16 protein-coding genes and 1 pseudogene are annotated in these 22,605 nt (G+C 58.6%); 10 read left to right on the plus strand and 7 right to left on the minus strand.

Annotated features, from left to right (window positions below; translation table 11 throughout):
• Positions 1-16 precede the first annotated feature (16 nt).
• Positions 17-808, plus strand: coding sequence for a MipA/OmpV family protein (locus tag FW764_RS02075; RefSeq protein WP_446432521.1), 792 nt, complete (start codon positions 17-19; stop codon positions 806-808).
• A 414-nt stretch (positions 809-1,222) separates the two neighbouring features.
• Here the strand turns inward: FW764_RS02075 and FW764_RS02080 are convergent, their stop codons facing one another.
• Both FW764_RS02080 and FW764_RS02085 read right to left on the minus strand, forming a co-directional pair.
• Positions 1,223-2,500 carry an ATP-binding protein gene (locus tag FW764_RS02080; protein ID WP_446432522.1) on the minus strand — a complete coding sequence of 426 codons (1,278 nt, stop codon included), beginning with the start codon at positions 2,498-2,500 and terminating at the stop codon, positions 1,223-1,225.
• Positions 2,501-3,208 carry a winged helix-turn-helix domain-containing protein gene (locus tag FW764_RS02085; protein ID WP_446432523.1) on the minus strand — a complete coding sequence of 236 codons (708 nt, stop codon included), beginning with the start codon at positions 3,206-3,208 and terminating at the stop codon, positions 2,501-2,503. It abuts the gene before it with no gap.
• Positions 3,209-3,365: 157 nt separating this feature from the next.
• Here FW764_RS02085 and FW764_RS02090 point away from each other — a divergent pair, with 157 nt between their 5' ends.
• Positions 3,366-4,565 carry an MFS transporter gene (locus FW764_RS02090; protein WP_446432524.1) on the plus strand — a complete coding sequence of 400 codons (1,200 nt, stop codon included), beginning with the start codon at positions 3,366-3,368 and terminating at the stop codon, positions 4,563-4,565.
• Here FW764_RS02090 and miaE read toward each other — a convergent pair.
• Positions 4,521-5,123, minus strand: coding sequence for a tRNA isopentenyl-2-thiomethyl-A-37 hydroxylase MiaE (miaE, locus tag FW764_RS02095; RefSeq protein WP_446432525.1), 603 nt, complete (start codon positions 5,121-5,123; stop codon positions 4,521-4,523). The two genes, FW764_RS02090 and miaE, sit on opposite strands and share 45 nt — an antisense overlap.
• 157 nt (positions 5,124-5,280) lie before the next feature.
• Here miaE and FW764_RS02100 point away from each other — a divergent pair, with 157 nt between their 5' ends.
• Positions 5,281-6,144, plus strand: a complete 864-nt coding sequence (locus FW764_RS02100; RefSeq protein ID WP_446432526.1) for a universal stress protein — start codon at positions 5,281-5,283, stop codon at positions 6,142-6,144.
• Between the two features lie 804 nt (positions 6,145-6,948).
• Here FW764_RS02100 and FW764_RS02105 read toward each other — a convergent pair.
• Positions 6,949-7,419, minus strand: coding sequence for a DUF1289 domain-containing protein (locus FW764_RS02105; RefSeq protein ID WP_446432527.1), 471 nt, complete (start codon positions 7,417-7,419; stop codon positions 6,949-6,951).
• Between the two features lie 396 nt (positions 7,420-7,815).
• Between FW764_RS02105 and acnB the strand changes: the two genes are divergently transcribed.
• A complete protein-coding gene (gene acnB, locus FW764_RS02110; protein WP_122719137.1) occupies positions 7,816-10,425 on the plus strand; it encodes a bifunctional aconitate hydratase 2/2-methylisocitrate dehydratase in 2,610 nt (869 codons plus the stop codon).
• Positions 10,426-10,473: 48 nt separating this feature from the next.
• Here the strand turns inward: acnB and FW764_RS02115 are convergent, their stop codons facing one another.
• The 3 genes and pseudogenes from FW764_RS02115 to FW764_RS02125 all read right to left on the minus strand — a co-directional run.
• The gene (locus tag FW764_RS02115) at positions 10,474-12,114 is read right to left on the minus strand and encodes a SulP family inorganic anion transporter (protein ID WP_446432528.1); all 1,641 of its coding nucleotides are present in this window, start codon (positions 12,112-12,114) and stop codon (positions 10,474-10,476) included.
• 138 nt (positions 12,115-12,252) lie between these two features.
• A complete protein-coding gene (locus FW764_RS02120) occupies positions 12,253-13,530 on the minus strand; it encodes a serine/threonine transporter (RefSeq protein WP_446432529.1) in 1,278 nt (425 codons plus the stop codon).
• Positions 13,531-13,879: 349 nt separating this feature from the next.
• Positions 13,880-14,386 (minus strand): annotated as a pseudogene (locus FW764_RS02125) (methyl-accepting chemotaxis protein); the annotation flags it as partial.
• A gap of 1,930 nt (positions 14,387-16,316) precedes the next feature.
• On the opposite strand from FW764_RS02125, the gene FW764_RS02130 reads away from it, so the two are divergent.
• The 6 genes from FW764_RS02130 (at position 16,317) to FW764_RS02155 (ending at position 22,598) form a co-directional block, all read left to right on the plus strand.
• A complete protein-coding gene (locus tag FW764_RS02130; protein WP_446432530.1) occupies positions 16,317-16,817 on the plus strand; it encodes a DUF4822 domain-containing protein in 501 nt (166 codons plus the stop codon).
• A 55-nt stretch (positions 16,818-16,872) separates the two neighbouring features.
• Positions 16,873-17,319 (plus strand): hypothetical protein, encoded by a 447-nt coding sequence (locus FW764_RS02135; RefSeq protein WP_446432531.1) that lies wholly within the window; start codon positions 16,873-16,875, stop codon positions 17,317-17,319.
• A 526-nt stretch (positions 17,320-17,845) separates the two neighbouring features.
• Entirely contained in the window at positions 17,846-18,370 is a 525-nt protein-coding gene (locus FW764_RS02140; protein WP_446432532.1) for a cysteine hydrolase family protein, read from the plus strand.
• Between the two features lie 96 nt (positions 18,371-18,466).
• Positions 18,467-19,426, plus strand: a complete 960-nt coding sequence (locus tag FW764_RS02145) for a 2-hydroxyacid dehydrogenase (RefSeq protein ID WP_446432533.1) — start codon at positions 18,467-18,469, stop codon at positions 19,424-19,426.
• Between the two features lie 81 nt (positions 19,427-19,507).
• Positions 19,508-21,400: a pilus assembly protein TadG-related protein gene (locus FW764_RS02150; RefSeq protein WP_446432534.1), complete on the plus strand. Its 1,893-nt coding sequence runs from the start codon at positions 19,508-19,510 to the stop codon at positions 21,398-21,400.
• 130 nt (positions 21,401-21,530) lie between these two features.
• The gene (locus FW764_RS02155; protein WP_446432535.1) at positions 21,531-22,598 is read left to right on the plus strand and encodes a phosphotransferase family protein; all 1,068 of its coding nucleotides are present in this window, start codon (positions 21,531-21,533) and stop codon (positions 22,596-22,598) included.
• Positions 22,599-22,605 lie beyond the last annotated feature (7 nt).

Raw genomic sequence — 22,605 nt, forward strand, 5'->3', positions numbered from 1 at the left:
CCGGACGAATACCCTGATGCACTCAAAAAATCTCTGCCTGTCGTTCACCTCACTGTGCCTGCTCGCCGCGGCCGACACCGCGATTGCCGAAGACTGGCAATACAGCCTCAAGGCTGGCGTGGTCAACGCACCGCGCTACAGCGGCAGCGACGAACGCATGACCGCGCCATTGCTGGGCGGCAAAATCGTCAGCCCCTGGGGGATTTTCCTCGACACCGGCAAGGGGCTGGGCTGGGGCTACGAAGGCAATGCCTTGAGCTTCAGTACCTACGTCGGCGCCAGCAACGCGCGCAAGGATAAAAACCAACGTTTGCATGCCGGCTCCAAGCGCCTCAAGGGCATGGGCGAAATCAAGTCGCGCCCGCAACTGGGCGTCAGCGCCGCTTACAACCTGGGCGGCGTAATTGTCGGCGCAACCCTGGAACACGCGCTCAAGGAAGATAACCACAAGGACACCGGTAAGGCCTACACCCACCTTGAGTTGAGCCTGGGCACCCATTTGTATCAAGGCCGCTACGGTTCCGTGGACGCCAGCCTCAGCAGCCACTTCGGTGACCGCGAATACCTGCAGACCTGGTACGGCGTAACCACCGGCCAAGCCGCGCGAAGCCGCTTCAAGGCGTACAAGGCCGGTGCAGGTAATATCAGCAACGGCATGAACCTGGTCTGGAGCATGCCGATCAGCGAGCACACCCAATTCTCGACCTTGCTGGATGTGCAGTATTTGGCGGATGAAGCGGGCAAGAGCCCGATCGTGGAGCGGCGGTTGCAGACATCGGTGATGGGGGTGCTTGAGTACACCTTCTGACTTGGGAGTGAGGGCTGGCTTGCCTGTGATGCAGACACTTCGGTGTATCAGGCATAACCAGTTGATGCCATCGCAGGCAAGCCAGCTTCCACAGAAAAGCAGAGCACTGCGGGGCTGGCTGCCGAACAAGGTCAACTTGTGGGAGCGGCCGTGCGACTTGCTCGCGAATGCTGTGTTTCAGTCAGCTTATTTGTAACTGAACCACCGCCTTCGCGAGCAAGCCCGCTCCCACATTGGGATCTCATTACATCAGCTAGATGGGGTGCTCTGCTTCTGCTCTGCTTTGCTTCTACCACTCATGTCGGCTACTAGGCCGCCGTGCTCTTGCTTGTGATCTTGATCTGAGGCGCCCCGTTAAACCACGCTGACCGCAGCAACGGATATGCACTCCATCGATGGCCATAGCTCCCAGCCCTACTCAGCATAAGCCCAAGTCATCCGAAACGACGCCCCGCCCCACTCCGAATCCAGCACTTCCACCTGCCCACCATGCCACTGGCTGACCCGCTTTACCAACGCCAGTCCCAATCCAAACCCACCGGTGCGCCGGTCACGGCTGGTGTCCAGCCGCAAGAAGGGTTCGAAGATCTTCGCCCGGCCCTCTAGCGGCACACCCGGACCATCGTCGTTAACCCGCACTTCGTAACCACTGCCAAACTTGACCAGCGACACCTCCACCCGACGCTCGGCATACCGAATGGCATTGCGCAGCAGGTTGATCACTGCGCGTGCCATAAAGCGCGGTTCGATCTGGATAAAGTCGACCTCACAGGTACGCAACGACAACTGCACCCCCGCCGCCTCGGCTTCCAAGGCCACGCTGCCGATCACACTGTCGAGCCAGCTGTGCGCCTCGATGTTTTCTCGAGTGACTTGGGTGGCGCCGCGCTCCAGGCTGGCGTAGGTGAGCAGCTCGGAGACCATTTCTTCCAACTCGCCCAAGTCAGCATACATATCAGCGATCAGCGCGCGGCTCTGGCGCGGATCGGCCTGTTGCTTGAGCTGGTCTAGTTCAAACGACAATCGCGCAATCGGCGTGCGCAGTTCGTGGGAGACGGCGTTGGTCAGTTCTCGCTGGTTGGCGATCAGGCTTTCGATGCGCTCAGCCATTTGGTTGAAGTGCCCAGCCAGTTCACGCACGGTGGAACGGCGTGGCAGCAGGATGCGCGACGCCAGGTCGTTGTCACCAAAGCGTTGCGCGGCCAGACGGATATGCTCCAGGTCGCGCCAGTGCGGGCGCACCCAGAAATACAGCACGATGGCCAGGCTCACGCCGAGAAAACCATAGGCCCATAGGTAAAGCCACTTGGGTTCCTCCGGCAGTTTGATTTGGAGTAATTGCGGGCCGTCGTCAATTGTGGTCAAGAACTCCATAAAGTCCCCACGCACGACCAGTTGGCCGTCAGCCAGCAGTTTTTGCTCGCGCTCGTTCAGCGCCAAGGTATCGCGCGGCACCAACTTCAGGTGCAGCCCGTAATGGGGCTGAAGCTCAGCCAGGCGAGCATCGCGGGCCGCCCCCTGCACCGGGCGCAATTGTTCCACCACGCCGTAAGCCGGCCCGCGCAAAGCTTCGCGGTTATAGACTTCGTTGGCCTCAGGCAATAACTCGTCGAAGGTGTAGTTGACCAGCCAGATCGCCCCCGCCAAACCGAGCGCCAGGATCACATACAGGCGCAGAAACAGACGCAGCATCTAGACCTCCCACGCAAAAGGGTTGAACAGGTAACCCTTGCCCCAAATGGTCTTGATGCACACCGGCTCACGCGGATTGTCATTGAGTTTGCTGCGCAACTTGCTGATGTACACATCGACACTGCGGTTCAGGCCATCAAAGGCAATGCCGCGCATACGGTTGAGGATGTCGTCACGGGAGAGGATCTTGCCGGCGCTGCTGGCCAGCAACCACAGTAGCTCGAATTCCATGGTGGTGAGGTCGATCTTGTCGCCGCCCAGGCTGACCACCCGGCAACTACGGTCAATCGCCAGTTGACCAAACTCCAGAGCGCCGCGCACCGTGGGTTCGGGCACCTGACGACGTTGCAACGCGCGCAAACGAGCAAGCAGCACCGGTGGCTTGATGGGTTTGATTACATAGTCGTCGGCACCCGACTCAAGGCCGAGAATGTGGTCGAGGTCGTCTTCCTTGGCCGTCAGGATCACGATGGGTGTGTCAGACACGTTCCGAATCTCGCGACACACGTGCAGGCCGCTCTGGCCCGGCAACATCAGGTCGAGTACGACGATCTTCGGCTTGAAATCGAGGAACGCGGCCAAGGCTTTATCGCCGCGGTGCACCACCCGCACCTCGAAACCGTGTTGCGACAGAAAATGTGCGATCAGCCCCGCCAGCTTTTCATCGTCCTCAACGAGTAGGACCTTGCCCAGACCCAGGTTTTCCATAAGTTCTCAGTGTGCGCGCGCGGATTGAAGTGCCAGCATTATAGGTGGCAAGCTGTCCGGCAGAAGCGGTTGACCGGTTTTGCCTGACGAAGCTTCATACTTTTAAGAGTTTTTAACAAATTGCCTGCAATCTTTAACGCCATTCACAGGGAGTTGTATGCGCAAGGATTATCTGGCGTTCTTTGTTTCACTGTTCCTGTCGCGGCTGGCGGACCAGGTCCTGCTGTTTATCGTGCCGCTGATCGTGTTCCAGACCACCAACAGCGTTTCCTGGGCGGGGCTGGCGTTCTTTGTCGAGTCGCTGCCGCGTTACCTGGCCTTCCCGGTGTGCGGCGCATTGTGCGACAAGTTCTCGCCGGTGCGCATCCTGCATATCAGCCAGGTTTACCGGGCGCTGGCGTGTGTGGTGGCGGTGGCGTTGTACGGCGTGTTCGACGGCATCTATTGGCTGGTCATCCTATCGGCGCTGTGCGGGGTGTTGACGACCCAAGGCATCATGGCCCGCGAAGTGGTCATGCCGCATATCTTCAAGCATTACACCTATGCCAAAACCTTGTCCTACTCACAAATCGCCGACCAGAGCGGCCTGGTACTGGGGCCGTTGGTGGCGGCGTTGATGCTGGAGGTCTGGGCCTGGCATTGGGTGGTCATTGGGATTGCCGGGCTGTTTGTGCTGGCGGACTTGGCGATGCGGGTGTGGCAGCGCAACACCACGGTCAGCCTGGAAAGCTTTGAGCAGCATCAGGATATCTGGCTGCAACCGCTGCGCATCGCCTTTGGGCATATCCGCAACCTGGCGGAGTTGAAGCGGGTCATTACCCTGGCCGTGGGCGTTAATTTGATCATCGGCGTGACGCTGGCAACGTCCGCCGCGATGGTCACTGGCCTCTACGCTGCCGGCAAGGATGCCTACGCCCTGCTACAGGCTGCCGGCGCGGTGGTGACTATCGTCATTCTGTTTTACTTGGCGCGCGCAACCCTGCCCTTGAAAATGCTGGGAGGGCTCTCCTATGCAATGATTGCGGCAGGCGCACTGATCGTGGCGATCAGCCCCAACCTCTGGGCGTATACCCTGGGCTTCCTGCTGATCACCGGCTTCGACAAGATGTTCAATGTGTACATGCGCAGCACGCGTCAACGGGTGATTCCGGTGCAGGACTTTGGCAAGACCGTGGGCGTTATCACCCTACTTAACAACCTCGCCCAGCCATTGGCAGGCCTGGCGATTGCCGTGCTGGCAGCGCCACTGGGCACACAAACGGTGATTCTGCTGCTGGCCGGGATCACCGCACTGCTCGGCGTGGCCGTCGCTTCAGGCTGGCACGCCACTGTGAAAGCGGAACTCGATGTCGGGTGATTCGATCAGTTCCTGCTCGGCCGCCCGTACCCGCTCGATCACCTGGGCGATGTCTTTGGCGTCGCCGTACTGGTAGGCCAGTTTCAAGTAACCCTGGAAGTGCCGGGCCTCGCTTTTGAGCAAGCCGAAGTAGAATTTGCCGAGTTCTTCGTCCAAATGCGGCACCAGTGCTTCGAAACGCTCGCAACTGCGCGCTTCGATAAAAGCCCCGACCACCAGCGTATCCACCAGTTTTACCGGCTCGTGGCTGCGCACCACTTTGCGCAAACCTGAAGCGTAACGGCCCGCATGCAGTTGGCGCAGGTCAACTTTGCGCTTCTTGATCAGGCGCATGACTTGCTCGTGGTGCACCAGCTCTTCGCGGGCCAGGCGCGACATCATGCTGATCAGGTCAACATGGGCATGGTACTTGGCGATCAGGCTCAGGGCGGTGCTGGCGGCTTTGAATTCGCAGTTCTTGTGGTCGATCAGCAGCGTTGCCTGATCGGCCAAGGCAGCCTGGACCCAGGCGTCGGGGGTGCGGCAGCCGAGGAATTCGTGGATTTCGGGCAGGTTCATCAGGCTCACGGGCAAAAGAATCACAAAAGGGCGCCGATTATACCGACCCCGCCGCAGACCACCAGCCACCGGCTTTGATGTGCATCAACATGACGTCTGGCGGGCAGCAACTATAGTTGTCCAAGGCCCCTTTTTTCCCGTCTCTGGAGACTCGTCCATGCAAGCCATTCGCAGCATCCTGGTGGTCATCGAACCCGAGCACTCGGAAAGCCTGGCCCTCAAGCGCGCCAAACTGATCGCCGGGGTCACCGGCGCGCACCTGCACTTACTGGTCTGCGACAAGAAACACGAGCATTCGGCGCTGCTGAGCCTGCTCAAGTCCGGTTTGCAGGAAGACGGTTACAGCGTGACCACCGAACAGGCGTGGAATGACAGCCTGCATGAAACCATCATTGACGTGCAGCAAGCCGAGGGTTGCGGCCTGGTGATCAAGCAGCACTTTGCCGACAGCCCACTGAAAAAAGCCCTGCTGACCCCGGCAGACTGGAAAGTGCTGCGCTACTGCCCGACGCCCGTGCTGCTGGTCAAAACCGCCACACCATGGGCCGACAAGGTGGTGCTGGCAGCCATTGATGTGGGCAACACCGACAGCGAACATCAGGCGTTGCACAACACCATCGTCGACCACGGCTTCGACATTGCGCGCCTGGCCAAGGCGCAATTGCATGTGATCAGCGCCCATCCGTCGCCAATGTTGTCGGCGGCCGACCCGACGTTCCAGCTCAAGGAAACCATCGAGGCGCGCTATCGCGAGCAGTGCAAGGCGTTTCAGGCCGAATTCGACGTGGATGACGCACACCTGCATATCGAAGAAGGCCCGGCCGATGTGTTGATCCCGCATGCGGCGCATAAATGGCAGGCGGCGGTGACCATCATCGGCACCGTGGCGCGCACCGGGATTTCCGGGGCGTTGATTGGGAATACGGCGGAAGTGGTGCTGGATGCGGTGGAAGGCGATGTGCTGGTGCTCAAGCCGCAGGAGCTGATGGATCATCTGGAGGAGCTGGCGAACAAAGCCTGATACAAATCCTTCAGACGATGAGGCGCCCTTGTGTTTGGCTTGCCTGCGACAGCCATAGGTATCTACACATTTTTACGGCTTGAGTGCTGTGGCTGTCGGGGGCGCGCTGAGTACATATCCGCTGTTTGGGTCACGGCTGACACGGGTTCCGCCCTTACGGCGGGTCACTTTGGAAAAGCCCCAAAGCAGCCAAAGGGCTCTTGCCCCACCACTCGGCACCTCGCTTAGGCTCGGTGTGCCCTCACGCAGACTGGTTAACGGGGCGCCTAAGATTAAGATCAAAGTCAAAAGCAAAGCACGGCGGCCTGACAGCCGACCTGAGTGGTTAGATCAAAAGCACAAGCGAAGCGGTGTGTCAGTTGATGCAGTTGGTGACTGGCACACCGCATTCGCGAGCAAGCCCGCTCCCACATTTAAAACTCATTTCATGCGCTAAAAGTGGTGTTGCTGTGCTTTTGCTCTGCTTTTGCTTCAACCACTCAGGCCGCCGTGCTCTGCTATTGATTTTGATCTGACAGGTCCCGTTAACCACGCTGGCCGGAGCGAGGCACCGAGTGGTGGGGCAAAGCGTTTTTTGGTTACTTTTTTAGGCGTTTGTAAAAAAGTGACCCGCTGTAAGAGCGGAACCATAGGTGGCCATTACCGCAACAACGGATATGCACTCAATCTACCGAAACGCCCCACAGACTCAGAGCAACCCAAAGCGTTGCGTAGCTACCGATGCTGCAATAGCGGTCGATCACTCAAGGATGTGTCGCCTAGCTAACAGCCATCACCAACAAGCGCGCCCATTGACCTTTCCAATCAGCGTCCCAGCGCGTCTTTCAAAAAGCCCGGGGCGATATAGCGCTGGTAATGCGCCTCCGACAGGATAAAAAACTCCCGATCAATCGCATCGCGCAGTTCCGGCAACGCCCAGTCACGAAACTCCGGCAACAGCACCATCCCATAGGCCTCCAGATTGGAAATCACCCGCGCACCACGGGCGATCAACTGGTAGGCCCAGCAATATTCAGACTGGTGCGGCACGAAGCGAATCTTGCGCTGCTCCAACTGCCCGCGCAGCATCTTGGCGTCGAAAACCTCCAATTTACCGGCCATCACCTGCACCAACAGCTGCTCAAGCCTGAGCCACACCGCGCGCTTTTCCTCTTCGTTATAGCCATTCCACTGAATCACTTCATGGTGGAAGCGCTTGCAGCCACGGCACACGAGATCGCCGTAAACCGTGGAGCACAGGCCGACGCAGGGGGTCTTGATGGTTTGGTTGGACATGGGCAGCGACACACAACTCAGCGAAACAATGCGCCATGTTAGCCCTTTGTCTAAGGTTGATCACCCCGCAAACTTGGTTAGGCAACTTACCTTTAGATTTTTTTTGCCGTAGAATCATCCGGCCTTGTAAGGCGCCAATAATCCGCTGGAAGCTGTTTTCAAAGCGTCACGAGCACAGTCGTTCCTTCAGAACGGTGTTGGCGAAGGTCATTACCCGGTAGGTAGTAGCCAGCGCCAACCCTCATCAGCTCCGTTCTGCAGGCGTAAAACTTTGAAAGCAGCTTCTGTGAGGAATGCCGGCAGCGCTGGCTTTGCGGCCCAAAAAGCCCCCGAGCGCATGCGTGCCGTTCATTTCTGGATGAGCGTCCCGTGGGACCACTGATGAGGGTAATAACTGTGCTTGAAGCCTACCGCAAACATATCGAAGAGCGTGCAGCACTGGGTATCGTTCCCCAGCCGCTTAACGCCGAACAAACCGCAGGCCTGGTCGAGCTGCTGAAAAATCCCCCGGCTGGCGAAGAAGAATTCCTCGTTGACCTGATCACTAACCGCATTCCACCAGGCGTTGACGAAGCTGCCTACGTCAAGGCCGGTTTCCTGTCTGCCCTGGCCAAGGGCGAAGCCACTTCCCCCCTGATCGACAAGAAACGCGCTGTTGAACTGCTCGGCACCATGCAAGGCGGCTACAACATCGTGACGTTGGTCGAGCTGCTGGACGACGCTGAGCTGGCACCTGTCGCCGCCGCCCAACTCAAGCACACCCTGCTGATGTTCGATGCGTTCCACGACGTGGCTGAAAAAGCCAAGAACGGCAACGAACACGCTAAAGCCGTGATCCAGTCCTGGGCCGACGGCGAGTGGTTCAAGAACCGCCCTACCCTGGCCGACAAGATCAGCCTGCGCGTGTTCAAGGTCACCGGCGAAACCAACACCGACGACCTGTCTCCTGCACCTGATGCCTGGTCCCGCCCTGACATCCCGCTGCACGCCCTGGCGATGCTGAAAATGGCTCGCGAAGGCATCGTGCCGGACGAGCAAGGCAAAACCGGCCCGATGAAGCAGATCGAAGAAATGCGCGGCCAAGGCTTCCCTATTGCCTACGTCGGTGACGTGGTCGGTACGGGTTCGTCGCGCAAATCGGCAACCAACTCCGTGCTGTGGTTCTTCGGCGACGACGTTCCATACGTGCCGAACAAGCGCGCTGGCGGCTTCTGCTTCGGCAGCAAGATCGCTCCCATCTTCTACAACACCATGGAAGATGCCGGCGCTCTGCCAATCGAATTTGACGTCACCAACATGAACATGGGCGACGTGATCGACCTGTACCCGCATGCTGGCAAAGTCTGCAAACACGGCACTGATGAAGTCCTGACCACCTTCGAAATGAAGACCCCGGTGCTGTTGGACGAAGTGCGTGCCGGTGGCCGTATCCCGTTGATCATCGGCCGTGGCCTGACCGAGAAGGCTCGCACCGAACTCGGCCTGCCGCCTTCGACCCTGTTCAAGCTGCCGGAAGCGCCGGCTGAAAGCGACAAGGGCTTCACCCTGGCGCAGAAAATGGTCGGCCGTGCTTGCGGCCTGGCAGAAGGCAAAGGCGTTCGCCCTGGCACCTACTGCGAACCGAAGATGACCACCGTAGGCTCTCAGGACACCACCGGTCCTATGACCCGTGATGAACTCAAAGACCTGGCATGCCTGGGCTTCTCGACCGACCTGGTGATGCAGTCCTTCTGCCACACCGCGGCTTACCCTAAGCCGATCGACGTGACTACCCACCACACCCTGCCTGACTTCATCATGACCCGCGGCGGTGTATCGCTGCGTCCAGGCGACGGCATCATCCACAGCTGGCTGAACCGCATGCTGCTGCCGGACACCGTCGGCACCGGTGGTGACTCCCACACCCGTTTCCCGATGGGCATCTCGTTCCCGGCCGGTTCCGGCCTGGTAGCGTTCGCCGCAGCCACTGGCGTTATGCCGCTGGACATGCCGGAATCGATCCTGGTGCGCTTCAAAGGCAAAATGCAGCCTGGCATCACCCTGCGCGACCTGGTTCACGCCATTCCTTACTACGCGATCCAGGCTGGCCTGCTGACCGTAGAGAAGAAAGGCAAGAAGAACGCCTTCTCCGGCCGCATCCTGGAGATCGAAGGCCTGAACGACCTGACGCTGGAACAAGCGTTTGAGCTGTCCGACGCCTCGGCTGAACGTTCGGCTGCCGGTTGCACCATCAAGCTGTCGAAAGATTCCGTCACCGAGTACCTGAACTCCAACATCACCCTGCTGCGCTGGATGATCGGCGAAGGCTACGGCGATGCACGTACCCTGGAACGTCGCGCCCAAGCGATGGAAGCCTGGGTTGCCAACCCGGAGTTGATGGAAGCCGATGCCGACGCGGAATACGCCGAAATCATCGAAATCGACCTGGCCGAAATCAACGAGCCGATCCTCTGTGCGCCAAACGACCCGGACGATGCCCGTCTGTTGTCCAGCGTTGCCGGCGAGAAGATCGACGAAGTGTTCATCGGTTCGTGCATGACCAACATCGGTCACTTCCGCGCTGCCGGTAAGCTGCTGGAACAGGTCAAGGGCCAGCTGCCAACCCGTCTGTGGTTGTCGCCGCCGACCAAGATGGACGCTCACCAACTGACCGAAGAAGGCTACTACGGTATCTACGGCAAGGCTGGCGCGCGCATGGAAATGCCGGGCTGCTCGCTGTGCATGGGTAACCAGGCACGTGTAGAACCGAACTCGACCGTGGTGTCGACATCGACCCGTAACTTCCCGAACCGTCTGGGTGATGGCGCCAACGTCTACCTGGCCTCGGCTGAGCTGGCGGCAGTGGCCTCCACGCTGGGTCGCTTGCCGACCGTCGAAGAGTACATGGGCTACGCGGCCAAACTGGACACCATGGCCAGTGACGTTTACCGCTACCTGAACTTCGACCAGATCGCCGAGTTCCGCAAAATCGCAGCAAGTGCCAACATCCCGGTGATTCAAGCCTAAGGTGTGTTGATGTAAAGAACGCCGCGTACCGCAAGGTACGCGGCTTTTTTATGCCTGAGGTTTAACCCGTGCAAGCTGTACCGCACCGTCAACACTCAAACCGCTGAGCAGAATGTACGGCGCCAGTACTTCAGGTAATGCCTGTAACACTTCAAATGCGTTGTGCCGCACACGCGCTAGCACCAAGCGCTTGCCCTCCCCGCTTACTTGCGCGAAGAATGCCGCCAGCGCCTCGACACTGGTGCCATCCAGGTCAGGAGACTCTTCCAGGCTCAGCACCACCGCCTTGACCTGCGACTGACGCATCAAGCGCAACGCCGCACCCAAAATGCGTTCGGCATTGGCGAAAAACAGCGCCTCACTGGGACGCACGATCAAAAGGCCTGGCACTTCCACGGCTTCCGGGTGGTGTTGGCGATCAACAAAATCATGACTCTCAGCCAAACGCCCAAGCACTTGAATATCGGCCGACGACATCTGGCGCAACATCAACATCACGCTGATCGCGACAGAGACCAGGAGCCCATCCAGTACGCCCAGCACCAGCACAGCCGCCACCGCACAGATCACCAGCAAACGGTCGCGCCGCCATAGGAAGTAACGCCTCAGCGGCTGCAAGCTCAGGCCTCGGCCCAATGCGTAAATGACAATGGCAGCGAGCACCGGCTCCGGGGTCAGCGCAACATAGGGCAGCACCGTCAGCACGATCACCAGCACCACCAGCGCAGCAACGATTCCCGCCAGACGCGAGCCGGCACCGGCCGCCTCGTTGGCGGAGGTCGCCGAATAGCCAGCACCGGCTGGCATGCCATGAAACAGCCCGGATATGAGGTTAGCCGCACCCAGCGCGAGCAAGTCGCGGTTGGATGACACGCGGTCGCCGTGCTTGAGCGCGAAAGAACTGATGGAGCCGTAGGACTCCGCATACAAAATCATGACCAAGGCAAACGCCAACTCACCCAGGCGCAGCCAGTCGGCAAATGGCAAGACGGGCAAATGCCCCAACTCCAGACGTAGGTCGATCAGACCGATCAGCGCCACGCCCCGGGCCTGTAACTCCAGATACTGCCCGGCCACGATTCCCAGGATCACCACCAGCAGCCCGCCCGGCAGATGCGGAATACGCGCGCACACCCACAACACCATCAACGCAACCGCCGCGACCATCGCAGCTGGCCAGTTCCAATCGGGTAGCTGCTCCACTAGCTGCGGCAAAAAGCGGATCAGGTTGTTGTCGGTCAAGTGCACACCGACCACGCTGGCCAGCTGCTTGAGGATGATGGTCAGCGCCAGGCCGAAGGCAAACCCGCGCAACACCGGCTTAGCAATAAACGAGGTTATGCCGCCGAGCTTGAACAACCCGGCCAGCAGGAACAGCCCCCCGGTGATCAACACCAGCCCGAACGCCAGGGAAAGCCTCAGCGCCGGGTCACCGCCCGCCAGGCTGGCGGTGGCCGCAGCCAGTACCGCCGCCGAAGACGAGGTGGCCGATACAATCGCAAAACGACTGGTGCCGAACAGGCCGTAGCACACCAACCCGGCAAACAGGGCGATAACCCCGGCCTGGGGCGGCAGCGCGGCAATGCTGGAATAGGCCACCGCCTCCGGCAGCAGCAAACCGGCAATGGATAAACCGGCGAGTATGTCCTGAGTACGATTAGACGGCGGAACAACCGTTGCAGTTTTCAATCAGCCCATCCTGGCAAATAACCTGCGTCAGCTTAGCCCGCATTACCTTCTTGTGGTTGAGCCAGGACAGGTTTTCCAAGCACAAAAAAAGCCGATTCGCGCAGTGCGCGAATCGGCCTGGGTGTGTACAGCCTGCCGTCAGGACAGTAGCGAGTAGATCAACGCGGTAATCGCAACCAGGCCCACTGCCGTGACAAACACGTTAGATGCCTGCCCACGGTACTTGGCCATGGCCGGCACCTTGCGGATCGCATACATCGGCATCAGGAACAGGATCGACGCGATGATCGGACCGCCCAAGGTCTCGATCATGCCGAGGATGCTCGGGTTCAGCGTGGCGACGATCCAGCACACCACCAGCATGAACGCTGCAGTCATGCGGTCCAGGGACTTGGCTGCCGGACGGCGACCGGTCTTGAGCACCAGACCTTTGAGGCCTTCGCTGGCGCCGATGTAGTGGCCCAGGAACGACTTGGCGATTGCCACGAATGCAATCAACGGCGCGGCAAAGGCGATGGTCGGGTTGTCGAAATGATTGGCCAGATACGACAGGATCGACAAGTTCTGCGCTTTCGCTTCAGCCAGATGCGCCGGCGACAGGGTCAGCACACAGCTGAATACAAAGAACAGCACCATCGCCACCATCAACAGGTGCGCGCGGGACAGGATCTGCGAACTACGCTCATCGGCGTTGGCGCCGTACTGGCGCTTCTGGTCAACCGCGAAGGCTGAGATGATCGGCGAGTGGTTGAACGAGAACACCATCACTGGAATCGCCAGCCAGAGCGTACTAAGCAAGGCCGACGGCGTCGGGACCTCACTGGCAGTGCTGAGGATACCACCGGTCCAGTGTGGGATCAGGTACACGGCCAGGAACAGCAAGGCGACGATAAACGGATACACCATCAGGCTCATGGCCTTGACGATCACTTGCTCACCGCAACGCACCACGGCCAGCAGGCCGAGGATCAGCACAAACGCGAGGATCGCCCGTGGCGGCGGCATGATGTGCAGTTGATGTTCCATGAAGCTGCTGACGGTATTGGTCAGCGCCACGCTGTAGATCAGCAGGATCGGGAAAATGGCGAAGAAGTACAACAAGGTGATCAGCGCACCGGCCTTGAGGCCGAAATGCTCTTCGACCACGTCGGTGATGTCTGAGCCTGCGCGCCCGGACAGCACGAAACGAGTCAGGCCACGGTGGGCAAAAAACGTCATCGGGAATGCCAGCAACGCCAAGATCACCAGCGGCCAGAAGCCACCCAGGCCCGCGTTGATCGGCAAAAACAAAGTACCGGCGCCGATGGCGGTGCCGAACAGGCCAAGCATCCAGGTGGTGTCCTGGCGGCTCCAGCGTGTGAGGGTTGCAGGTGTCGTTGCATAGCGTTCGTCGACGCTATTGGCCTGATCATTCATCCGGTCGGATCTCCGCATTTCCATAGCCGGGACGAGTCAGAAAAACCTGACAGGCAGCGCCCCAGCCATAACAAGCGCGCGATTGTCCGGGATTCTCGTGAATAAGCAAAGACTTAGCTGAGGAATGGTTATACGGTGCGGCCGCTCAAGGGCGGCCGCAGGCGACGGTTTCACACGCTTTCAGGATTTTTGGATTATCTTCACGATCCTAGGCAAGTCGGCCTCGCAACGACAGAAATCTTGGACTTTCTGCCGTACGGAAGCGGAGATGAACCCTTGCGAATCCGTAAAATTGAAGCTTCCCTTTTAAACACCTTCAGCAAAACGGCGTTCAAAACAGAGCCGACATTTAGAGCCGAAAACTACCCATCTGCTTCGTCAGGTTTTCGGACAGCCCACGCAGCGTACGACAATCTTCGCGACAGCGTTGCACCTCGCTATTGGTGGTGGTTGCAAGGTCGGCTATCCCCTGTACATTACGATTGATCTCCTCTGTTACTGACGATTGCTCTTCCGTGGCAGTCGCCACTTGGCGGTTCATATCGCTGATGTGCTCAATCTGGCTGGAGATAGTTTGCAGCAAGCGGTTGGTACTTTCGCTCGACTCAACGCCGGTACCGGTGGCTGCTTGGCCAGAACTCATTGAGCTGACTGCGGCCTCAGCGCCTTGCTTGAGGTTCTGGATGATCCCTTGAATTTCGTCAGTAGAACCCTGAGTACGTCCAGCAAGCGTGCGCACCTCGTCAGCAACAACCGCAAAACCTCGGCCCATCTCCCCTGCCCTGGCAGCCTCAATAGCAGCGTTCAGGGCCAACAGATTGGTCTGCTCCGATATCCCACGAATAACGGCCAGCACCTGATCAATCGTCGCTATTTGTTCGGCCAACGCACTGACCGATTTTGCCGCATGGCCAATGCCGTCGGCCATTTGCTCGATATGCACCGTCGAACTGCCAACAATTTGGCTGGCCTGTTGAGCTTCGGAGCGAGCGCTGTTTGAGGCCTGCGCTGCGCTGCTGGCATTACGTGCAATCTCCTGCACCGTCAGGCCCATTTCCTGCACCGCCGTGGCGACCATATCGGTCATCTCATTTTGCTGCACCGCTCTCTCTGCCGTCCCTTCAACAACCTGCGTGACTTGGCCAACCGCGACATTGAGTTGTGCGCTGGTTACCAGTGCTTGGCCGATCAGATCCCTGAGCTTTGTACTCATCACCCGGACACTGGACATCGCGCTATTGGCGGGCGCGTCGGGAATCAGAACGCCGAGGTTGCCATTGGCGATTTCGCTCAAAATCTTATCCAGCAAAGCGGGTGTGCCACCCAGTTGCGCTAGCATTTGCTTTCGCCCGAGCATAACCAACAGAGCAATTTCCAGAATCAACGCCAGGAGCACGGCAATAAACAGGTTCTGGAATAGAGACAGCGTATTATCCGCGACGGCTACCTGTTGATCGGTACGTTCCTCCACCAAGCCGAAAAACTCGTCAACGGGCTTCATGATTTGCCCTTTGAACTGGTGATATTCGCGGCCGTGCAACAGGTCACGCGCCAACGCCAAATCAGGTGCAGCGTTGATTGAGTAAGTGCCCTGAGGGTCAATGAACTTACCTTTGACGGCGTTCATTGCCTTGGTTTCAAGCTGGACCAAACCGTCGGATTTATCCTGAGCCTCTTTAAGCCTCGCAAACTCCGCATCGTTGAAGCCCGCACGACGCATGAGCTCACTCAATGCAACTGTTTCACCATCTGGCCGTGGTTTCAGATTACCGGCAGCAACAAAATCCCAGTAGATTCGATGGTATCCCTCAGGTCTAGGGGCTTTACCGTTGCGAATCTGCAGGACCTGCACGTATTCGCGTTCGTACTCAGGATCCGCCGTAACGGCATAGGTTCGGGCCAGACGCGTCAGGTCATCAGAACTCTGCCGCAACTCATCTGCCAGTAGGTAAGAGTGGTAGCGCTTTTCGCTGGAAGCCAATAAGTCCTTGGAGGCGAGCTTTATCGAGTAAAACGTATAAACCAACGCCACGAATGTTATGACGATCAGAAGCAACAATCCGTAAAGCGTCCGTGATGTTTTAGCTGCATTCATAGCGCTATGAGTCCTAGGGGGGGACAAAAACAAGCCACACAACGGCGGCCATTCTCGGATCATTACCAAAAGCTATGCAGCGACATATTGGAGTCTAGGCGCAAGTCGGATGCTCAGGTGCTTATTAATTCATGAATGGTTGCAGCCATCACTTGAGAACGCCGCACGAGGACGCGAACAGATCAATTGTGTCCAAGGCCACCGAGGTATTCATGCGCGTATTGAAGACATCGCGATTGATGAGCAGGCATTTTCATCACGCTTCGATGTGATCCCACTGTTGAGTTGACCACGCTGCTTGGCCTGTCAAACCGATGAATGGTTGGAAAACGGCTGCTGGGTATGGGCGAGTTGCGCACTTAACACAGAAGGCCTGACGAAAAGGCCCTTAATACATAACGCATCGGCCGCGTTTGGGCAAATGACCGTGCGGGCCGGCAGCGCTTTCCACTTACCGCCGCCGTGCGACACGTTTATCGCCCCCCTTAGTACTCCGAACTTTCAAAAGAACCCAATAACAATTTTCGATACATTTTTTTCTAAATCAGTCATCCGCAACACCATTTGTATATGTGTGTTACGAACATAGACATAGCCATTGAGAAACGCCTGAGTTTCTAACTACTATCCAACCCTCACCGAGTGCAAAAAATAAAAAACATCGCTGACTTGACCCCTAGGAGTTCTAGAAATGCGACTACTCACTACGGCTTTTGCCGGCCTGCTTCTTACGGGAATACTTAGCTCATCCGAAACTTACGCAAGACAAGGAGAGCATGGATCAGACGTCTATGCGCTGGCTTCTTCCCCGCAGTGGTTGACCACCAAAGTCTATATCGAGGGTGAACCCGAGAAGGACGTTAAGGCGAACTACCCCGGTGTCGTAGGGATATCCATGTGGGACCCACAGCGCAACCGCTATGAATTCTTCCACACCGATACAGGGCTTTCAAAATACGCCGATGGCGGCGGTGGCTACTTCCTGGTCACCGGCGACAAGCAGACGCATATTCTGGTCCCGGATATTGGCCCGACCAAAACCGTCGTCAGGCGCCTGGAAAAGCTTGATAAGAGCGAGTTCACCTACTCTCGGGAAGTACCTCGCGACATGGTAGCCAGCAACCCTCTCGTTCGCATCTATGTGGTGCACGCTCCTTATGCCGGCCCGCTAAAAACGGCAATGTCGAACTAGTTAACAGCCACACCTACCGCCCCCTATAAAGCCAATAACAAGCCAGGAGCCCAAGATGAATCTACGTACCCCACTCACGTCACTGTTAATACCTGCGCTATTAGCCATTGCTCTATGGCCAGGCGCAGCCACGGCAAACGCCGACGCAGCCTCCACTGCAAAAAATGCGGCTGCCACGCCTGATAACGCGGTCATGTTAACGGTGTTTCTTAAACATGATCAGTCACGGCCGTTAAGCGCACTGAAAGCACAACTGGCCAAGCAGGAGTTTCACAAAGCATTTCCTCCGGCCGGGGTGGAAGTCGTCAGTTGGAATATAACCATGGGCATCGGGCAGGTCATCGTCCTGCGCCTGCCGGCGTCGCGCCTGGCAGAGGTCAACTTGGCGATCGAAAATACCGCGTGGGGTGTGTACAACACGCAATTCTTCCCCACCTACGACTTCATGCCAATAGCACAGGCAGAGCAGAACAAGGTAAGGCAGGCAAGCACTGCGCAATAAGCGTGTCCTGGTTGCTGCGGCTTCAAGCCCTACCTGAAGCTGCAGCACCCTACAGAATACATGCCACAAGAAAGCAATTTTCGAATGCCAACCGGTCCCTATTTTTCACGCAATGCGAGCCTATATTCTGAGAGCCCTGCCAGGTCTCGCGTGTCCCGCAGATAGGTGTAGAGGCCTGCCAAAAGCCATTTGAGTACGCGATGATGAACGGTGCCCTCACCCTGTCGCGTGCGGCACCCGGCAGTGGCCCGTCAGAAAAACTCCTGGACCCGCACGAAACACGCTGCTGCCCGTGAAGAATTCGGAAGCGACCGTTGACAGCCGCGCGACCACGCCAGCATGATCGGGCCATGAACCTTATTCAGCTATGCCTCACTCGCACCACCACCACGACCGCTTATGGCGGGTCGTGCGGTTGCTGTGGGTGCTTGAACTAGAAACACCCCGGATTCAACCCAAGGCCCCGCCAGCAATGGACGGGGCCTTTTTATTGCCCCGCCACCTGGCCACTGCAAGGAGCAAGACCATGGCAACTGCCCTGCTGATCATTGACATGCAAAACGGTTTATACGATGGCCCGGAACCCCCCTTCGAGCGCGAACGTGTACTGGGTACCATCAACCAACTGATTCAGCGCGCTCGCGCCGCCAAGGCGCCGATCTTCGTCGCCCGTCACACGGGCCCGGCGGGCTCCCCGATTGCAGTTGGCAGCCCGCTCTGGCAGCTGTGCCCCGGCCTGGATGTCGACGAAACCCGCGACCACCTGTTCAATAAAACCCGCCCGAGTTGCTTCCTGGGCACTGATCTGGCGCAGCAATTGGCAGCCGCACAGGTCGACGAACTGGTGATTGCGGGGATGAAAACGCAGTTCTGCGTCGACACCACGTGCCGAGTCGCAGTCGAACTGGGGTTTTCGGTGAGATTGCCGGAGGACGGCCATACCTGCATGGACACCCCGGCGTTGTCGGCCGAAGCGATCATCGCGCATCACAATGCAACCCTGGCCGGGGCGTTTGTGAAGCGGGTGACGGCGCAAAGTATTGCGTTCTAACAGCACCTCTGCGGGATTTTTTATGACTGAACAAAACGTTCCGTCTTACAAATCCCGCATACTCCCCCTCTCAAACCCTTCAGGAAGAGCCTTCCGATGCCCACCACTGTTCTGGTCCTGGTTGAAACCATCAACGACTACCTGCAAATCATCGAAAGCAACGACTTTCATGTGATTCTGGCGCCGACGCCGGCCGAGCGCGCCCAGGCGATCAAAACCCATGGTGGGCAGATCAAGGCCGTGCTGACCCGCGGACCGCTGGGGCTGTATGCCGAGGAAATCACTGCGCTGCCGTTGCTGGAGATCATCTGCGTCATCGGCGCAGGCTACGAACACGTGGACCTGCAGGCCGCGAGCAACCGCGGCATTGTGGTGACCAACGGCGCCGGGGTGAATGCGCCATCGGTGGCCGACCACGCCATGGCGTTGCTGCTGTCGCTGGTGCGCGGTATTCCCCAGAACGACGCGGCCGTGCGGCGCGGCGAGTGGCCGAAGGTGATGCGCCCTTCACTGGGCGGTAAGCAACTGGGCATTCTCGGGCTCGGCGCGGTGGGCATGGAGATTGCCAAGCGCGCGGCCCTCGGCTTTGGCATGGAGGTGAGCTATCACAACCGCCAGCCCCGAGACGATGTCGACTACACCTACTGCGCTACCGCTGTGGAGCTGGCGCGCACCTCAGACTTCCTGATCCTGGCTACGCCTGGCGGCGCGAGCACCCGTCACCTGATCGATCGCCACGCCCTGGACGCGCTGGGGCCGAACGGCTACCTGGTGAACATCGGCCGCGGCAGCGTGGTGGTGACCGACGATCTGGTGGCTGCTCTTGAGCAACGGCGTATCGGCGGTGCGGCCCTGGATGTGTTCGACGATGAGCCAAAAGTGCCGGACACCCTTAAGCGCCTGAGCAATACCGTGCTCACCTCCCACGTGGCCGGCCTGTCGCCGGAAGCGGCCCACGACACGGTGCAGCGCGTGGCCGATAACCTGGTGGAATACTTCGCTGGCCGTCCCGTGCTTACCCCCGTCATGCTCCCGCCACCAACTAATAGCGCTTAGCCATCGCCCATGCAAAAACTGACTACACTGCTCTGCGGGTATGCTCAGGACGTCGGTGCATGACCGGCGAAGGAACGCACAATGTTTGGCCATGGACTTGGCCCAGCCCGCCAACGCGGGGCCATCGGTTTGATCGGTGCCATCACCCTTGGGGTCGCGCTGTTATTTCTGCTGCTGGTGGTCGACAGCGGCCGCTTGTACTTGGAGAAGCGCAAGTTGCAGCGCGTGGCCGATACCGCAGCGCTGGAAGCGGTAAGCCGTAGCGGCAAGTGCGCGGCGCCGAATAACACGGCCGCACAATTTGCGACTGAAAGCGCGGCGCGTAACACCTTCAAAATCAACGACAACCGCACACTGACGATCGCCTGCGGCACCTTGGCCACCGGCGCTGATTTTATGCGCACCTTCAGCGTCGACCCGGCCAAAACCGACGCGATCAGGGTGATTGCCACTTATCGCGTCCACACCAGCGTCGCCCATGCACTGCTCACGTTGTTCTCGGCCAAACCGCTCAACATGATGACGCTCTTGAGCGCCACGGCGGTCGCTGCCGCACCGACTCCGACGGTTGCGTCACTCACCATACGCAGCACTTTGTTAACCGTAGACAGCACCAAGTCCGTCGCTCTCAACGCTCTGATCGGCGGCTTGCTGGGCGGCAAGTTGCAACTCGACGCGGTGGGCTGGAACGGCTTGATTAATACCGATATCAGCTTACTCAAATACCTGGATGCCTTGGCCATCCAATTGAAAGTCAGTGCAGGTAACTACGACCAGCTGCTCAAGACTGACGCCACGGTTGGCCAATTAATCCAAGCCGCTATCGATGTGCTCAAGCTGGGCGGTGATGCAGTCAACGTGGTGATCAACAGTCTTGAAGCCATCAAACTGATCGCGCCGGGCACGCAGATCCTGCACGTGGGCGACCTGATCACTATCCAGAACGGTACGGACAAAAGTGCGCTGGACGTGAACCTGCAACTGTTCAACCTGATCCAGGGCTTTGTACAGTTGTCGAACAAGGCGAGCGCGGTCGCCGTGGAGTTGCCAGTTGATGTGCTGGGCCTGATCGGTGTCACCGTCTCGACCAAAGTGATCGAGCCCGCACAGGTCTCCAGCATCGGCAACCCGAAGGACATCGCCAAACAACCCATCCACGTTCGAACGGCCCAGGTGCGTACATTAATTTCGGTAAAGCTGCCGATCGTCACGCTGGTCAATAACGTGCTGGGCGCCCTGGTACAGACACTCAACGACCTGCTGGGCGGCCTTCTTGGGCTGCTCGACCCTAATTGTTGCTTGGTCGCCAGCCTTGAAATCGGCGACAAACTCGACATCGCCCTGGAAGCTGCCGGTGGCTTTGCCAAGGTCACAGATTACCGTTGCGACAGCGATGAAAAATCATTGTCGGTGCTCGGCGAAACTTCGGCATTACACGTGATGATTGGTCAGGTTGATTCCAAGCATTTGTTTTCATCCAAGGACGCGCTCAGCGCCGACGAATACCCGGTGGTGGATATTGGCACTAAAACCTGCAAGCGCGGCACGGGAGTCTGTGGCGACAGGCAGGCGTACGCGGCAGGCGGCCTGGGCATACGCGTCGACAGCAAAGTCCTGAAAACCGAGCGCGCGCACACTTACACCGAACCGCCCGTCGTTAACCAGCCGCCCACCTATTATCAGTTCGCCGCCTCAAATGTGGTCAGCAGCCTCAAGGAGACGCTCACCGGCATCCAACTGATCAACCATCCGCCGAAAATGGCCAGCCTGCTGGGCGCCGTACTCGGCCTCGTCACCGGCCTGGTCAACGGCTTGCTTTCCACCCTGGGCGGGTTGATTGCCGGGCTGCTCGGGCCGCTGCTCGACCCCATCGTCAATAACCTGCTCGCCGGCCTTGGCATTGACCTGGCAAAAGTCGAAATCGGTGCCAACCTGTCCTGCAACCCCGGTGGCCGGGCCATGCTGGTGATTTGAGCACATCATGCCCGCTGATCATCATCCAACACGCTAACCTATAAAGCCGCCCCGACCTTGTCGCTGGGCGGCGGTGCGCATTAGATTAGCCAATAGTCCAAGGCCTTTAGAATAAGCAGAAGGGATAAGCATGGCGCTCAACGACCAATCGACCCAGATTCGCCCAGGCGAAGAACTTGATGCCAGCCTCATCGATCCCTACCTCAAGGCCCATATTCCAGGTCTTAGCGGCACGGTCAAGATCAGCCAGTTCCCTGGCGGCGCGTCCAACCTGACTTACCTGCTGGAATACCCGGGCCAGGAATTTGTGCTGCGTCGCCCGCCGTTTGGCCACAAGGCCAAGTCTGCCCACGACATGGGCCGCGAGTACCGCATTCTCAATCAGCTTAAAGACGGCTTTCCTTATTGCCCCAAAGCCTATGTGCACTGCACCGATGAATCGGTGATCGGTGCCGAGTTTTATGTGATGGAGCGGGTCAACGGCATCATCCTGCGCTCCGATCTACCGGCCGAGCTGGGCCTGGACGCGGCCAAGACCGAGGCGCTGTGCAAAAGCTTTATCGACAAGTTCGTCGAGCTGCACCACGTGGACTACGCCGCCTGCGGCCTGGCCGACCTGGGCAAACCTGAAGGCTACGTCGCACGGCAGATTCGCGGCTGGAGCGACCGTTACGAAAAAGCCCTGACCCCCGACGCCCCGCGCTGGGAAGCGGTGCGCGCCTGGCTCAATGACAAGATGCCAGCCGACCACCCGACCTCCAGCATCGTGCACAACGACTACCGTTTCGACAACGTGATCCTCGACCCACAGAACCCGATGCAAATCATCGGCGTACTGGATTGGGAACTGACCACCCTAGGCGACCCGCTGATGGATTTGGGCAACACCCTCGCCTACTGGATCGAAGCTGCCGACCCTGCGCCCGTGCAACTGATGCGCCGCCAGCCGAGTAACGCGCCGGGCATGCTCACCCGCCGCCAGTTCGTCGATTACTACGCCGAACGCTCGGGCATCCAGATCGACAATTTCGACTTCTACTACACCTACGGCCTGTTCCGCCTGGCTGGCATCGTGCAGCAGATTTACTACCGTTTCTTCCACGGCCAGACCCAGGACAAGCGCTTTGCCCAGTTCATCCACATGAACAAGCTGCTTGAGCAAATGAGCCTGAATGTGATTGGCAAATCCACCCTTTAAGGAGTTG

The sequence above is a fragment of the Pseudomonas sp. 1152_12 genome (assembly GCF_052850675.1).

Coding starts and splice junctions, on each gene's coding strand:
- FW764_RS02075 (WP_446432521.1), top strand. CDS start 17: ATGCACTCAAAAAATCTCTGCCTGTCGTTCACCTCACTGTGCCTGCTC.
- FW764_RS02080 (WP_446432522.1), bottom strand. CDS start 2,500: ATGCTGCGTCTGTTTCTGCGCCTGTATGTGATCCTGGCGCTCGGTTTG.
- FW764_RS02085 (WP_446432523.1), bottom strand. CDS start 3,208: ATGGAAAACCTGGGTCTGGGCAAGGTCCTACTCGTTGAGGACGATGAA.
- FW764_RS02090 (WP_446432524.1), top strand. CDS start 3,366: ATGCGCAAGGATTATCTGGCGTTCTTTGTTTCACTGTTCCTGTCGCGG.
- miaE (WP_446432525.1), bottom strand. CDS start 5,123: ATGAACCTGCCCGAAATCCACGAATTCCTCGGCTGCCGCACCCCCGAC.
- FW764_RS02100 (WP_446432526.1), top strand. CDS start 5,281: ATGCAAGCCATTCGCAGCATCCTGGTGGTCATCGAACCCGAGCACTCG.
- FW764_RS02105 (WP_446432527.1), bottom strand. CDS start 7,419: ATGTCCAACCAAACCATCAAGACCCCCTGCGTCGGCCTGTGCTCCACG.
- FW764_RS02120 (WP_446432529.1), bottom strand. CDS start 13,530: ATGAATGATCAGGCCAATAGCGTCGACGAACGCTATGCAACGACACCT.
- FW764_RS02130 (WP_446432530.1), top strand. CDS start 16,317: ATGCGACTACTCACTACGGCTTTTGCCGGCCTGCTTCTTACGGGAATA.
- FW764_RS02135 (WP_446432531.1), top strand. CDS start 16,873: ATGAATCTACGTACCCCACTCACGTCACTGTTAATACCTGCGCTATTA.
- FW764_RS02140 (WP_446432532.1), top strand. CDS start 17,846: ATGGCAACTGCCCTGCTGATCATTGACATGCAAAACGGTTTATACGAT.
- FW764_RS02145 (WP_446432533.1), top strand. CDS start 18,467: ATGCCCACCACTGTTCTGGTCCTGGTTGAAACCATCAACGACTACCTG.
- FW764_RS02150 (WP_446432534.1), top strand. CDS start 19,508: ATGTTTGGCCATGGACTTGGCCCAGCCCGCCAACGCGGGGCCATCGGT.
- FW764_RS02155 (WP_446432535.1), top strand. CDS start 21,531: ATGGCGCTCAACGACCAATCGACCCAGATTCGCCCAGGCGAAGAACTT.